The organism is candidate division WOR-3 bacterium, from assembly GCA_039804165.1.
Lineage (GTDB): Bacteria > Hydrothermota > UBA3072 > UBA3072 > UBA3072 > JAFGHJ01.
The window spans coordinates 1-15,536 of the sequence record JBDRZZ010000012.1 but is presented as its reverse complement, the minus strand read 5'-3'; the positions used below and the strand labels follow the sequence as shown (position 1 = coordinate 15,536).

The 15,536-nt window shown below is 35.7% G+C and carries 11 protein-coding genes and 1 rRNA gene; 11 read left to right on the top strand and 1 reads right to left on the bottom strand.

Going from position 1 to position 15,536, the window contains the following annotated elements; all coding sequences use genetic code 11:
- The first annotated feature begins 1 nt into the window (after position 1).
- The 6 genes from ABIN61_05510 to ABIN61_05485 all read left to right on the top strand — a co-directional run bounded on the left by ABIN61_05510 (position 2) and on the right by ABIN61_05485 (position 6,970).
- Positions 2 to 529: an NUDIX hydrolase gene (locus tag ABIN61_05510; GenBank protein MEO0293660.1), complete on the top strand. Its 528-nt coding sequence runs from the start codon at positions 2 to 4 to the stop codon at positions 527 to 529.
- Positions 480 to 2,021 (top strand): helix-hairpin-helix domain-containing protein, encoded by a 1,542-nt coding sequence (locus ABIN61_05505; protein MEO0293659.1) that lies wholly within the window; start codon positions 480 to 482, stop codon positions 2,019 to 2,021. The genes ABIN61_05510 and ABIN61_05505 overlap by 50 nt, the downstream gene beginning before the upstream one ends.
- A complete protein-coding gene (gene priA / locus ABIN61_05500) occupies positions 2,018 to 3,940 on the top strand; it encodes a primosomal protein N' (protein MEO0293658.1) in 1,923 nt (640 codons plus the stop codon). Before ABIN61_05505 ends, priA begins: the two co-directional genes overlap by 4 nt.
- Positions 3,941 to 3,996: 56 nt before the next feature.
- The gene (locus ABIN61_05495) at positions 3,997 to 4,176 is read left to right on the top strand and encodes a hypothetical protein (GenBank protein MEO0293657.1); all 180 of its coding nucleotides are present in this window, start codon (positions 3,997 to 3,999) and stop codon (positions 4,174 to 4,176) included.
- Between the two features lie 22 nt (positions 4,177 to 4,198).
- Positions 4,199 to 4,987 (top strand): radical SAM protein, encoded by a 789-nt coding sequence (locus tag ABIN61_05490; GenBank protein MEO0293656.1) that lies wholly within the window; start codon positions 4,199 to 4,201, stop codon positions 4,985 to 4,987.
- 396 nt (positions 4,988 to 5,383) lie between these two features.
- On the top strand, positions 5,384 to 6,970 hold the full coding sequence (locus tag ABIN61_05485; GenBank protein MEO0293655.1) for an alkaline phosphatase family protein: 1,587 nt from the start codon (positions 5,384 to 5,386) through the stop codon (positions 6,968 to 6,970).
- An 83-nt stretch (positions 6,971 to 7,053) separates the two neighbouring features.
- Here the strand turns inward: ABIN61_05485 and ABIN61_05480 are convergent.
- Positions 7,054 to 10,076, bottom strand: a 23S ribosomal RNA gene (locus ABIN61_05480).
- A gap of 410 nt (positions 10,077 to 10,486) precedes the next feature.
- Between ABIN61_05480 and yidD the strand changes: the two genes are divergently transcribed.
- Genes yidD through ABIN61_05455 form a run of 5 tightly spaced genes read left to right on the top strand, consistent with a single transcriptional unit; the run spans position 10,487 to position 15,233 of the window.
- Complete coding sequence (yidD, locus tag ABIN61_05475) at positions 10,487 to 10,942, top strand: membrane protein insertion efficiency factor YidD (protein ID MEO0293654.1); 456 nt, start codon at positions 10,487 to 10,489, stop codon at positions 10,940 to 10,942.
- Entirely contained in the window at positions 10,939 to 11,790 is an 852-nt protein-coding gene (locus ABIN61_05470) for a tetratricopeptide repeat protein (GenBank protein ID MEO0293653.1), read from the top strand. Before yidD ends, ABIN61_05470 begins: the two co-directional genes overlap by 4 nt.
- Positions 11,777 to 12,625, top strand: coding sequence for a hypothetical protein (locus tag ABIN61_05465; GenBank protein MEO0293652.1), 849 nt, complete (start codon positions 11,777 to 11,779; stop codon positions 12,623 to 12,625). The genes ABIN61_05470 and ABIN61_05465 overlap by 14 nt, the downstream gene beginning before the upstream one ends.
- Positions 12,626 to 12,627: 2 nt before the next feature.
- Positions 12,628 to 13,374, top strand: a complete 747-nt coding sequence (locus ABIN61_05460) for a CPBP family glutamic-type intramembrane protease (protein ID MEO0293651.1) — start codon at positions 12,628 to 12,630, stop codon at positions 13,372 to 13,374.
- Positions 13,375 to 13,427: 53 nt separating this feature from the next.
- Positions 13,428 to 15,233 (top strand): glycosyl hydrolase family 18 protein, encoded by a 1,806-nt coding sequence (locus ABIN61_05455; GenBank protein MEO0293650.1) that lies wholly within the window; start codon positions 13,428 to 13,430, stop codon positions 15,231 to 15,233.
- Positions 15,234 to 15,536 lie beyond the last annotated feature (303 nt).

The following is a 15,536-nucleotide window of genomic DNA, read 5'->3' as shown; positions in this document are numbered from 1 at the left end:
AATGAAAGAAAAAATAATTGAAGAGAAGAGAATTTTTACAGGGAGGTTATTAAAACTAAATGCAGATAGAGTGTCTCTTAAAGACGGCACAAAAACTTTTAGGGAATACGTTTCTCATCCTGGAGCCGTTGCTGCCCTTCCTTTTATTAATGAATCTGAAATAATACTTGTAAGGCAATACCGTTACCCTGTAAATGAGGTTCTTCTTGAAATACCTGCAGGGACAATTGAAGAGGGAGAATCTCCTATCCAAACAATCCAAAGAGAACTTCAGGAAGAAATAAATTACAAACCTGGAAAACTTGAAAAAATTGGGGATATTTATCTCACTCCAGGTTATAGCAATGAAATTATACATCTATTTAAAGCCTCAGATTTAATACCTTGCTCTTTAAAACGTCCTTCTGAGGAAAAAATTGAAATTGTAAAAATAAAAATTGAAGATGTAGTGAAAAAAATAAATAAAGGCGAGATAAAAGATGGGAAAACTATTATTGCTATTTTGGCTTTTATCAGTAGAACCTTTTGAAATCGAAGAGGAAATAACAAACACCCCAGAATTTTTAGAAAGAATAAGAAGACTTGAGGAAAATCCAATAAACATAAATAATGCAAGAAAAGATGAGCTTTTACTTGTTCCTTATCTAGACAGCTATCTCGTGGATAGGATAATAAAATATAGGGAAAAACATCCTTTTTTAAAAAAAGAAGAACTCCTTTTAATAGAAGGAATAACCCCTTATCTTTTTGATAGAATAAAAAAATTTTTTGTTGTGGAGGATAAAAAACAAAAAAGACATAAAGATTCTGAATTTCTACTTAGATTTGAAAGAAAAATAAGTTCACCCCAAAGTAAAGTTTATAATAAAGTTATTCTTCCTTACAAAGGGATTTTTCTAAATGCTCTTTTTGAAAAAGATTGGAAAGAAGAAAAACCCTCTAAGTATTATGCTTTTTCAATTTATATCCCAGAAAAGTTAATAATTGGGAATTATGATCTCGATTTAGGAATGGGAATTATAATGGGAAAACCCGACTTTTTTTATAGAGGAGGAAGTATTCCTGGAGAAAAAGGTTTCAGCCCCCATCTCTCTACATATAAAGAAAATTATTTAAGGGGAATTACTTGTGAATGGAAGAATCTAATATTTTTTAGCTCTTACAATAAAATAGAAACTTTGGGAAAAGAAAAACTCCTGGGATTAAGCTACAAAACCTCTACTATAAGAGTAACAGGTAGTTTCAGCGAAGCAGAAAAAAACGGTAAAAACATCCTAACTTCTTTTTATATGGTTAAGGACTTGGGAGGGAATATCTTCCGCTTAGAACTTGGAACAGGAGGAGGGGACTTTCCTAAACTTAAAAAAAATCTCTCTTACTCGATGGGTATAGATAATGGTAGAGGATTAAAAGCCATATATGTAAATATAAAAGATTCGCTCCCAACAATAAGGAATTCTCCTTTTCAAAAAGATAAAGAAGTATTTTACTTAAGCTACACCAGAAATATCTCTCCTATCTTCTCTATTGGTCTTTTTTCAGAATTCTCCAGGAATATTTCAAATTTTGAGCCATTCAATAAAATTGGAGAAATCCATTTATCCTTTACTCCAATAAAAAATTTAACTTTAGAAAACAGGATAAAAGCTAAAATTGGGCAAAAAAATTATAGACTTGACGCAATTTATAAAATTAATGAAATAAATCTTAAAACAAGATTTGAAGCCCTAAATGGAAAAGAGGGTTCAGGGTTTTTAACTTACCTAATTTTACGCCATTCTAAGAACTTCATTTTTGAAGGTGGGCTAATATTATACGAAATAGCAAATTGGGAATCAAGAATTTATGAATACGAAAACGATTTACCGGGGAAATTTACAATTAAACAACTCTACGGCTCTGGAAAAAGGTTATACTTTCTTTTAGGAGAGAAATTATTACCCTTTAAAATTCATTTAAAATGGGGAATCGATTTTAAAGAAGAGATTTCTCATGAGCTTGGTATTGCCTTTCTAATATGAAATATTATAAAGTATCCATTCCAATTGACAAATTTTCCTTTTTTACTTATAAGGCACAAGAAACCTTGGATTTAAAAGAGGGAAGTGTTGTTCAAATTCCTTTCAAAAACAGAAAGTTAATAGGTGTTGTCGTTGAAGAAGCAAATCCTTTTGAAGGAGCAAAGGAAATTGAGGCAAAAATTATAGATTTACCAGAAGACCTATTTAATTTATGCAAGTGGGTTTCTATGTATTATGTCTGCCCTCTTGGAATAGTGCTTTCTTTTTGCATTCCTCCCATAATGAAAAGAGTAAGAGAAATCAAAGAATATCCAAAAAAGGAGAGCAAAATAGAATTAAATCCATATCAAAAAGAGGCTTATAAGAAAATAATTGAAGCTGTAGAAAATGAACAATTTAAAGTTTTTCTACTTTTTGGTGTCACTGGAAGCGGCAAAACTGAAATTTACTTGAGAGTTATGGAAAAAGTAATAAACAAAGGAAAAAGCGTCTTATATTTAGTTCCAGAGATTTCAATTATCCCACAAGTTATCGATAGAATAAGAGAAAGATTTGGAACCTGTGAAGAATACCATTATAAATCTTCTAAGAGTATGAGATATTCATACTGGATGAACGCCTTAAATGGGAATTTGAAAATTGGAGTTGGCTCAAGAATGAGTGTTTTTAGCCCTTTCAAAAACCTTGGTTTAATCATAGTGGATGAAGAACACTCGGAATCTTATCATCAAGAAGATCCAAAACCAAGATTCTCTGCTCGAGATTTAGCGGTAATGAGAGGTAAAATAGGCAATTTTCCTGTGATTCTTGGAAGTGCAACTCCCTCTATTGAATCTTTTTATAATGCAGAAAAAGGTAAATATGAACTCCTTCATCTTCCGGAAAGAGTGGAAGGAATGACTTTCCCTTCTCTTAAAATTGTAAATCCAAAAGGAAAAATCTTCTCTGAAGAAATGAAAAAGGGAATAGAAGAAGCTCTTATGGGAGAAAAGCCTTCAAGAGTAATTCTTTTCTTAAATAGAAGGGGGTATGCACCTTACGGAAAGTGTTACAATTGTGGATGGGCTGCAAGGTGCAGTGATTGTGACATTTCCCTAACCCTCCATAAGATATCAAATAGCTTAATCTGTCATCATTGTGGGAAAAGAGAAAAAAAGATTGAAAATTGCCCTATTTGTAATGAGAAAATCACTTATCTTGGTTGGGGGACAGAAAGAATAGAAGAAGAAATTAAAGAAAGATATAAGAATTATAAGATAAGAAGAATGGATACTGATTCCATAAGCAGACCCCACACCCATAAAGAAATATATGAACAATTGAAAAGAGGAGAAATTCAAATTCTTCTTGGAACCCAAATGGTCACAAAAGGGTTCGACTTTCCAGATATAGGGTTTGTTGGTGTTCTTTCCGCAGACACAGCTTTAGACCTACCAGATTATAGAGCAACGGAACGGACATTTCAGCTTTTATTTCAAGTAGCAGGAAGGGCAGGAAGAGGTGTAAAAGGAAAAGTCCTCATCCAAAGTACCAATCCGAATCATTATGCAATAAAAAATGTTTTGGATCTTAACTACCTAAATTTTTACAAAGAAGAAATAAAATTTAGAGAATCCGCAAATTATCCTCCTTTTGTAAAATTAGGAAGAATTGTTGTTAAATCTAAGAAGATAGAAAAAGCTGAACAAACCGCAATTAAAATAAAAGAAACAATAAAAAATTTGAAGGAATCAGAAAAGATTATTTTACTTGGACCTGCTCCTTGCCCTATAGGAAAAATTGAAGGGTATTTTCGTTTTCACCTTCTTCTTAAAGCAAAAGAAGAATACACTCTTCCAACTCTATTCAGAAAACTCTACGAAAATAAAACTCAAGGAGTAAAGATTTCGTTTGAAATAGATCCACTTAATATGCTATAAAATTCAAAAATTGACTTTCTTTATCTTTATTAATATATTTTTAATTAGGAGGAGAAATGGAAAAAAGTAAAAAAATTATCTTTACTCCTGGATATGTAGGTCCTGAAAGAAGAAGTGGAAAGGATAGAAGATCAGGAAAAGACCGAAGGCAAAATTCTAACCCAAATTATAATGGGCCAGAAAGAAGATCAGGGAAGGATCGACGTTCAGGGAAAGATAGAAGAAAGAACAAATAAAAATTTATATAAGTTGAAGGAAATGAGAATTATTGAACGGGAAGCAAAATCTATATACACCAAAACAAAAAATTCCGAATTAGAATACACTATAAACCAATATGTAGGATGTGGACATAAATGTATATATTGCTATGCCAAATATATGAGCGAATGGAAAAATTATGGACCATGGGGAAGTTGGATTGAAGTGAAAATAAATGCTCCAGAGCTTGTAAAGAAAAAAGTATCTGGAGAAGTTTCAATGAGTTCTGTCTCTGATCCGTATCAACCTCTTGAAAAAGAACTAAAACTTACCCGAAGAGTCCTCGAGAATATGAATAAAGAAATAAAGCTCTCAATTCTCTCAAAATCAGATCTTATCCTAAGAGATATTGATTTACTTAAGGAATTCAAAAACTTAAAAGTGGGTTTAACGATAAACTGTTTCTCGGAAGAAGTTCGAAAGATACTTGAACCTTATGCCCCTTCAAATGAAAATAGAATTAAAACCCTTAAAGAATTACACTTAAGAGGAATAAAAACTTTTTGTTTTATAAGTCCTGTTATTCCACTCCTCACAGAACTTAGAAAGGTTCTTTCTTTAACAAGAGGGTTTGTAAATTATTATTTGATTGAAATCCTTAATACCAATTTGGGAGGAGAGGAATTAAGAGAAATTTTAAAAAACAAATTTTCTGAGAGTTATGAGTTTTTAAAAAGCAGAAAAAAAATGGAATTTTTCTCAAAACAACTTAAGGCTTACCTTTGGCAGAAAAAAATCCCAGTAAAATGTTTTATAGAACATTCAAAAGAAAATTATTATAATTAAACTTTTCTAAATAACTGACAACTTTTTTCATAGACACACCTCCTTTTCAGGGAAGAGGTTTAAAAATTTCGTTTTCTTATTAGATTACAACCATTCTCGTCTGAACTATATTTGAGTAAACCAATAGTTTAACTCCTAAAAGAGGCAAACATCAATTTCTTAGAACTTAATATCTTTTCATCTAAAGATTCTCTATACTTAAATCCTCCTTCATTTGCAATTATTTTCCACTTCCCTATATGCTAAATATTTCAATGAATACTTTGCTCCCGAACCTTCCTTTCCTTTTTTCTATCACCATTTCTTACTTTAAAATCAACCTCTTACACAAAAATTTTGGAAAGCCCCATTTTTAATGGGGATTGACTTTTTATTTCATCAGTGTATTAGTTTGTTATGAAAAAAGTTCTTGTAGTAGGTCTAGATGGAGCTCCTTATAAAGAAATAAAAGAATGGGTAGAAAAAGGAGAGCTCTCTTTCCTTTCAGAAATTTACAAAAAAGGAGCTTTTGGCTCTTTAAAAAGCATTATTCCCCCCTTCACAATGCTTGCATGGCCAGTGATCTTCACGGGCAAAAATCCTGGGAAAATTGGTCCTTTTTTATACAAAGGAGAAAAAAAAGGATTTAATCCGGATTTCTTTAAAGGAGCTCAATTTATAAACTCTACAGACATAAAAACCTGGACAATTTGGGAATGGGTTTCCAATTTTAACGGAAAAGTAGGTGTAATGAATATTCCAATGACATATCCACCTATGAAAGTTAATGGTTTTTTTGTAAGTGGAGCACTTACCCCTAAAAATGCCAAAGACTTTGTTTATCCGGAACAACTAAGAAAGGAACTTACAGAATATGTAATTGATTTAGAACTTCCCGAAGGAGTAGGTAAAACCGATAAAAATTTAAATAAAAACAGACTAAAGAAATTAAAAAAAGAGTTTGAAATTTTAATAAAAAATAGAACAAAAAATGCCATAAGTTTACTAAAAAAATATAGTCCCGAGTTTTTCATAATTAATTTTAAAGAAATTGATGACTTCATGCATTATTTTTGGAATGACAAAAATAGCGTTCTTGATTATCTAAAGAAAAGCGACGAATCTTTAAGAGAAATCTATAATCAACATAAACCTGATTATGTAATAGTGATTTCTGATCATGGATTTTCAAAAGCTCCAACAAAATACTTTTATATAAATCAATATCTTTTAGAAAGAGGATACTTAAAAAAATCAAAAAGTTTTAAAAGTAATCTCTTTAATCTTACTTATAAGGCTGGAATATTAATCATAAAAAATTTCGGCTTTTTAAGAAATCTTTTCTCTGATAAATTAAAATTTAAGATTGTTAGAGAAAGTATTAAAGAACAAGTAGATTGGGAAAACACAAAGGCTTATGCTCACTGGTATGCAGGAATATACCTAAATCCAAAGTTTTATCCCACTCCTAATGCAAAGAAAAAAGGAGCGGAAGAAATAAGAGAAGCTCTTCTTGAAGCTAAAGACCCAGAAAATGGGAATAAAACAATCCTTATTGCAAAAACAAAATGGGAATTATTCAAAGGGGATTTTTTTGAAGAAATGCCAGAAATTGTTTATACCTCAACAGAGGACTACAGAATAAACACAAACCTTCCAGGGAGAATCGTAGACAAAAAAGTAGATAGACCATCAATTGTTGGACATCACACCTCAGCTCTTGATGGAATCATATTTGTTATGGGCGAAGGAATAAAAAAAGGAACACATCTTGAAGCAAATATTTACGACTTATTTCCTACCTCGTGTGTTTTAATGGAAATACCTATACCGAAAGACTGCGATGGAAGAGTGCTTACAGAAATTATGGAAGAAAAAAAATTTAAAATTTCTTTTAGTGATTTAGATTATAACTCCTATAAAAAATCTAATGAATCTCATTACTTAACAGAAGAAGAGGATAAGTCTATAAAAGAACATCTAAAAAATCTCGGCTATCTATAAAAAGTAAAAATCTTTCTTAAATCTCAAAAATTCCCAAATGTGATAAAAAAGTTCTTTGATAATTGAATAGATAATAGATATTTTTGGACAAGCCTCTCGGTCTATTAGTACGACTCGGCTCAACACATTGCTGTGCTTACACCTGTCGCCTATCAACCTCATAGTCTATGAGGGACCTTAGCCTCTTGTCCGAAGACAAGAAGCGAGAAACCTAATCTTGGAGGGGGCTTCCCACTTAGATGCTTTCAGCGGTTATCCCTTCCAGACATAGCTACCCTGCTGTGCCACTGGCGTGACAACAGGTTCACCAGAGGTCTGTCCATCCTGGTCCTCTCGTACAAAGGACAGCTCTCCTCAAGTTTCTAAGCGCCCACGGAGGATGAAGTCCGAACTGTCTCACGACGTTCTGAACCCAGCTCACGTGCCACTTTAATGGGCGAACAGACCAACCCTTGGGACCTGCTTCAGCCCCAGGATGTGACGAGCCGACATCGAGGTGCCAAACCGCGCCGTCGATAGGAGCTCTCGGGCGCGATAAGCCTGTTATCCCCGGAGTACCTTTTGTCCGTTGATCTTTGGCCCTTCCACTTGGAACCAAAGGTTCACTAGGCCCGACTTTCGTCTCTGTTCGGCCTGTCAGCCTTACAGTCAGGCTCCCTTTTACCCTTGTGCTCTACACGCGATTACCGTCCGCGTTGAGGGAACCTTCGGACGCCTCCGTTACCTTTTAGGAGGCTACCGCCCCAGTAAAACTGCCCGCCAAACACTGTCCCCCACCTTGCACAGGCAGGGTTAGGATTTCAATATAGAAAGGGTGGTATTTCACCGACGGCTCCACCGATGCTAGCGCACCGGCTTCACAGCCTCCCACCTATCCTACACAGACTATACCAAAACCCAATGCCAAGCTACAGTAAAGGTTCCGGGGTCTTTTCGTCCTTCCGTGGGTAGGCGGTATCTTCACCGCCATTCCAATTTCGCCGGGTCTCTCGTTGAGACAATGCCTAAGTCGTTACACCATTCGTGCAGGTCGGAACTTACCCGACAAGGGATTTCGCTACCTTAGGACCGTTATAGTTACGGCCGCCGTTTACTGGGGCTTCGGTCGGAAGCTTCTCCTCTTGCGAGGATAACCTCCTTCCTTAACCTTCCAGCACCGGGCAGGTGTCAGGCCCTATACCTCGTCTTTACGACTTAGCAGAGCCCTGTGTTTTTGTTAAACAGTCGCTTAGGCCTGGTCACTGCGACCCTACAATGCAACTCATTGGAAATGAGTCACAAAGAGGGCACTCCATCTCCCGAAGTTACGGAGTCAATTTGTCGAGTTCCTTAACGAGAGTTCTCCCGCGCGCCTTAGGATTCTCTCCCCATCTACCTGTGTCGGTTTGCGGTACGGTCACTCCTACAACTATCTACGAGGCTATTTCTTGGTAGCTTGGGTTCTGCCACTTCGCCAAAAAATGGCTCCCTGTCACCCTTCAGAGTTTAAATGGGAATCCGGATTTGCCTGGACTCCCCTCCTTTGGGCTTAGCCCTGGACGACCAACGCCAGGGTTGGCATACCCTTCTACGTCACCCCTTAGATAATAACATTGTAGAAGTGGTACAGGAATATTAACCTGTTTCCCATCAGCTACGCCTTTCGGCCTCACCTAAGGGACCGACTAACCCTGAGAGGACGACCCTTCCTCAGGAAACCTTAGACTTTCGGCGAAAGGGATTCTCACCCTTTTTATCGTTACTCATGTCGGCATCCGCACCTCCATATCCTCCACCGCCCCTCACGGGTACGGCTTCACCGAATATGGAACGCTCTTCTACTACCAACGGAAAACCATAAGGTAATCCGTTGATCCACGGCTTCGGTGGCAAGCTTAAGCCCCGGTGAATTTTCGGCGCAGAGTCGCTCGACCAGTGAGCTTTTACGCACTCTTTAAATGATTGCTGCTTCTAAGCCAACATCCTGGTTGTCTAAGCAACTCTACTTCCTTTCCCACTTAGCCTGCACTTTGGGACCTTAGCCGGTGGTCTGGGTTGTTCCCCTTTCGGCCATGGAGCTTATCCCCCACAGCCTGACTCCCGGACTTTGAGTTATGGCATTCGGAGTTTGATTAGGCGCCAGACGGTTAGGCCCAGCACCCATTCAGTGCTCTACCTCCATAACTGATCATCCGAGGCTAGCCCTAAAGCTATTTCGAAGAGAACCAGCTATAGCCGAGTTTGATTGGCCTTTCACCCCTACCCACAGCTCATCCAATAGCATTTTCCCGCTAACTGGTTCGGGCCTCCACGAGTTTTTACACTCGCTTCACCCTGGCCATGGGTAGATCACCCGGCTTCGGGTCTACTCCATCTGACTAAATCGCCCAGTTAGGACTCGCTTTCGCTACGGCTACCCAAAAGATTTGGTTAACCTTGCCAGATAGAGTAACTCACCGACTCATTATGCAAAAGGTACGCAGTCACCCGTAGTCCAGTCCGAAGACCAAACTACAAGGCTCCTACTGATTGTAAGCATACGGTTTCAGGTTCTTTTCACTCCCCTCACCGGGGTTCTTTTCACCTTTCCCTCACGGTACTAGTTCACTATCGGTCAGAAGTGAGTATTTAGTCTTAGGAGGTGGTCCTCCTAAATTCCCCTGGGATTTCACGTGTCCCAAGGTACTTGGGAAAACAGAGAAGAGATTGGTCGGTTTTCGCCTACGGGATTATCACCCTCTATGATGAACCTTTCCAGGTTCTTCGGCTAACCGCCAATTTTATGACTCTTTCGCTCCTCCGCATAGAGCGTATCTGCTTCCCACGACCCCTTCTCTGCAACGCATGCGGGCTTTAACACAGAGAAGGTTTGGACTCTTCCCGGTTCGCTCGCCGCTACTAAGGGAATCGTTTTTACTTTCTTTTCCTCCAGGTACTAAGATGTTTCAGTTCCCTGGGTTGGCTTCCCTTTCGGGATAGGCCCGGTTTACCGGACCTGGGTTACCCCATTCGGAGATCCCCGGATCTAAGCCAGCTTGACGGCTCCCCGAGGCTTATCGCAGCCAGCCACGTCCTTCATCGCCTACTTCTGCCAAGGCATCCACCGTATGCCCTTAATTGCTTGCCCAAAAGTCTAACATCTATTATCTATTCAATTATCAAAGAACGAAATTTATTAATAATAAATTTCATAAATTTGTCAATCCCTATTTTTCCCAAAAATAGTTTCTTCTCTTTAAAATTTTTATTTTCTTATTCATAATATAAAGAACAAATTTCATTTGTCAAGGGGGATTTATTACTTCGAAGAATAAATTTTTCTCATTAGAGATATTTCGAGCATATTTTTCACAATATGAAGATGCTTAGGCACTTCTGCTTATAGATTTAATCTTGACTTTTCTTTAATAAATATTAACTTTACGGTCGAATATGAAATTTACTTTCTTTATAACTGAGTCAATATTATATGAGCATCCAGCTTTTAATATTTTTTGCGGATTTTTTAAAAAAGAGACAACGAGTTAAGGAGATAAAATGCTATTAGCTCAATTTCTATCTCTTTATCTTTTTTCTACTTCAATTAAATATGACTTAGAGTTTATTCAGAAGGAGAAAGAATCAATAAGGGAAAAGGAAGAAATTACGGTATTTAATCCCAAAGAAACTTCTGAGGCTAAGATTATATTTTCCAGCCTTATATTGATCTATAGAAAATTTATCTCCTCTCAGGATCTTCCTTCTTGCAATTTCACTTTTTCTTGTTCCCGTTTCGGGGCAAAAGCAGTCCAAAAATATGGCTTAATTTATGGTCTCCTTATGACAAGTGATCGTCTCCAAAGATGCTCATTTTCTTCTCGAAAATATTATCAAATAGACCCCGAGACTCAACTTGCGATTGATTATCCTGTAGAAGCCTATTACATAAGAGGGAAGAATAAATTGTTAAAAAATGAATGCTATTTTAAAGGAACTTTTTATAAAGAAAAATGAAATTTGCAAATAAATTATTTTTGTTTTTTTGTATTACCTTTTCCATAGGGGTTAAAAGCAAAGAAACTCCGTATTTTAGCCCGAAAAATATTCGAGCTTTTGGGGAATATCTATATAAAGAAAAAGAGTATACAAGAGCTATCATAGAATTCCAACGTTTTCTTTTCGCTTTAGATTCTCTTCCCCAGAATGCAGATTCCATATTTTTCAAAATAGCTATCTGTTACCGATTAAATGAGGATTATAAAAATTCCATAAAATATTTAAAAAAAATCCCTTCCGAATATCCAAAAAGTGGATTGTTAGAAGAGGTTTACTTAGAATTAAGCTTATGTTACTCCTTAATGGACAGCGTTAATAAATCCGAAGAAATCCTGAGATCCTTTTTAGAAAGATCCGATACAAGCAATAAAGCTCTTCAATTAACTGCTATCAATTATATCCTGTCAAAAAAATGGGAAGAAGCGAAAAAATGTTTGAAAGCTTCCAGTTTGGATAGAAATCCATTGTTAAGATTAGTAGAAGTTGGAGAGAATCTTCCAAAAAAGAATAGGGCTCTTTCTGGTTTCCTTTCCACAGTTATTCCGGGTTCGGGCAAATATTACTGCAACCGACCTATGGAAGGTTTTCACTCTTTTGTGACCATTGGGTTTAGTGCTTGGCAGGCTTATGAAGGATTCAAGGAAGATGGAATACATTCAGTAAAAGGATGGATCTTTGGAAGTTTGGGTGTTTTTCTTTATTTCGGAAACATATATGGTTCTATTGTGGCTGCGGATATTTACAATGAAGAACAAGAATTAATGTTTAAATTATCTATAAAAAATTTTTTAAATGAAAATTTTTAGTTGTTTTTCTTTCATACTTCTAAGCTTTTTACCAAAAGAAAAAGATAGAGTTTTGGAACTTGCAGATAAATGTTTTGATGCTGGGCTTTATGAAGAAGCTATTCACGAATACAAGCGTTACATTTATTTCAACCCAGAAGGAGAAAAAGTCAGTTATGCTTATTATAAAATGGCTCTTGGATATAGAGAAAAGGGAGATTTAGAAAATTCTATTTTAAGTTTAGAGTCTTCTATCCTTTTCGAAGAAAATGATAGCGCAAAAGAGGAAAGAAAAATAGATTTGTGTGTAACATATATTGCATTAAAGGAATATAATAAAGCAAAGGAAATCCTTTGGGAAGTTCTATCTCTAAACAAATATTCTAATATAAAAAGAGAAGCTTCTCTTTTTCTTGGAATTTCTTATATTTGCTCTTACGAATGGGATTCTGCAAGAATAGCCTTAAATATTTATTTGGAAGAGAAAGACGAAATTTTTGTCAAAGAAGTAGACTCTTTACTTACTCAAGCAAAAAATCTGAAATATAAGTCAGAAAAACTCGCAGAATGTCTCTCTTTTTTCATTCCTGGAGCAGGACAAATTTATGGAGGAAATTTTGGGAAAGGAATTAATGCCTTTATTCTTAATGCTCCTTTACTCTATTTCACTTTATACAAATTACTTAAAGAAGAATATGGGAATGCTTTTATTATTTATTTTCTTCTCTCAAAGAGATATTATTTTGGAAATATTTATAATGCTAAAAAGATTGTAAGGGAATACAATAGAAATTTAGAAGAAGAATCAGTTAACAAATTTTTTAAAGTTTTTACAAAAATAGAAGAAAATAAGTAAAAATGAAAAATAAAAAACTAAATATATCAATTAAGATATATATTGGCTTTATTATAATATTTGCCATTGTAGGAGCTATAAATGTATTTCTGCCTCAAGGAACCTCTTTAAAGCTCCAAGAAACAACCATTTCAAAGCCAAAACTCGCTATTATAAATGGATTTATTATTCTCATTTTTTATGGAGGGTTGGGTCTTATTGGAATAAAACTCTCGGAAAAACTTGGCTTTGCTAATCTTTGGGATCCAAAAAGTTCTAATAAGGAAAGGCTCCTTATTCCAATTTTTGTTGGTGGAGGGATTGGATTCTTTTTCATTCTAGCTGATATAATTTTAACCCATTATTTGGGAACACCACTACCTCATCCTCCATTCCCCACTTCACTTATAGCTTCTATTAGTGCAGCCATTGGTGAAGAAATAATTTTCCGTTTGTTTTTTATCTCTTCTTGGGTTTGGTTCCTCTCTTCAATTCTAAGAGGAAAATGGCAGAATCAAATTTTTTGGATTGTCTCTATCTTTTCTGCCATTACCTTTGGCTTTGCTCATCTTCCTTCTGTTATGATTCTCCTTGGGTTGAATTCTCTTAGAGAAATCCCTTCGTGCTTATTTTCTGGAATTATTCTTCTAAATGGGATTCTTTCTATTTTTACCGCCTATTTTTTCCGAAAAAATGGATTTCTAACTGCAGTAGAAATCCATTTTTGGACTGATGTAATATGGCACGTTATCTGGGGTCTAATTAAATGAAGAACCTATTGACTTTGATTATAATAAAAATAAGATAAATAAGGAGGTTAAAAATGAGGAAAATCTTTATAACACTATCCCTTTTATATGGAATTAACTTCTTTTCAGAAGACTGGAATAAGTGGGTTTCCGGATATATAGCTTCTTGGAACCTTAATATGGAGGTTGGTGCCTCAAATTATGGAAATCAACCTTATGAAGAAATTGACTTAGATGCAATGACCCATCTAATTATGTTTAATGCAAGCCTTGATTCCCTAGGTAAAATGAATGTAAAAAAAGAATGGGATAACACTTTAACTTGGGGGTCAACTTTATTGAGTCAGAGAAGGAAACTCTTTAACGAATATGTTCATTCTAAAGGAAAATGTATAATCTTAACTATATTTGGGGAAGGAGGAGGGGGAAATTGGACAAAAATGGTATCAAATCCAACTTATAGAAGAAATGCAATAAGAACCATTATTGATTCGGTCATCTTAGGAGCAAAATATGATGGAGTTGACCTTGATATTGAACCTCTCACTAACGTTGATACAGCAAATACAAGATTATTTATTCAGGAATTATATGATACACTTCAAAAATACCACGCTTGGTATGATAGAACAAAAAAACCTTTACTAACAGCAGCAGTATACACGGTTCCGGAATTCTGGGCAAGAGTCGCACAATATTTTGCCCAGGTGAATATAATGACTTATGATATGGATGGGCTCTGGACAACTAAAACTTGGCATAACTGTCCTGTTTACACCGCAGGGGCAACGGATATTTATGGTAATCCACTTACTTCCATATATAGCAAAACAAAAAAGTGGAAGGATGATTACGGAATTCCTAAAGAAAGATTGGGCTGCGGTGTCTCAACCTACGCTAAAATCTGGAGAGGGGGACGACTTAAGAATGATCCTAATAATGGTGTTACAGCTCCACTCCAAGAGTGGGATCCAGATTATCCTCCAATTAAAGTCTACTACTGGGGAAAAGAATATTATTGGCTAAAGAAGAACTATCTTGATACCGCAACTGGAACTCTCCATTATGACGAACCAAGGAAATGCCCTTATATTGGCAGAGATTCTATAGGAAATGAAGGAGATATATACATTACTTTCGCAGACACATCAACAATGAAAGAAGTTGTAAATTTGGTAGACACTATGGATATTGGTGGATTTATTTTTTACGATGTTCCTGCACAATACTTGAATAAAAAAGATTTCCCTTCGGTTAATGAGCGTAATCCACTTCTTAACGCAGTAAAAATCCACGCAAAGAATAAACTAATCCCAGACCTCCCAAAAGGATTCCTAAAAGCGTCAAAAACTTTACTTCCGGAAAATGGAGATACCGTCACTCTAAGCTGGACTTCGGAAAATGCCACATCTGCTTCCTTAGATTTCGGCGGTGATTCCATAAAATCCGTAGCATTAAATGGCTCTGTAATAGTTAATGTAAAGAACACAAAGACATTCACATTAACCCTTTCTAATCAAATAGGAACAATACATTGCTTTAGAGATATAGTAGTAGAAGGAAGTTCCGGTTTGGTTTTGGAAGACACAACAAAAGGAGAATTTTTCCAACTCGGACAAAACTATCCAAATCCTTTTAATTCCTTTACCTATATACCATTTAAGGTCTTTCAAAAAACAAAAGTAAAATTGTATATATATGATATTTGCGGAAGAGTTATAAGTGTACTGTTAGACGAAGAAAAAGACAAAGGCGATTATGAAGTGAAAATTGACCTCTCCAAAATAGGAAACAAGAAAAACCTTCCAGCAGGAATTTATTATTATAATTTACAAGCAGGGAACATTTCTAAATCAAAGAGTATGCTATATCTGAAATAACATTTCATAATCCCTTATAAAAATTTTTAGAGACCCTCCAAGGCAGGTGGTGGACACTTTGAGATATTTTAACATTCACAAGGTCTAATTCCAGATCAAGAGTCACATCCATTTTCTTTTCCAGGAGTTTATCAAGATCCGCCACAAACCAGTGGACAAGTTCAGGAGATTTGTTTCTCTCAATAAGTATCTCTAAAGGAGTTCATCATTCTTGTTTGAGTTCTTTCTCATCGTATTAAAGAAAAATAGATAATTATTGACTTTATGAAAGAAATGCTCTTTCCCTTCAAAGACTTCTATATC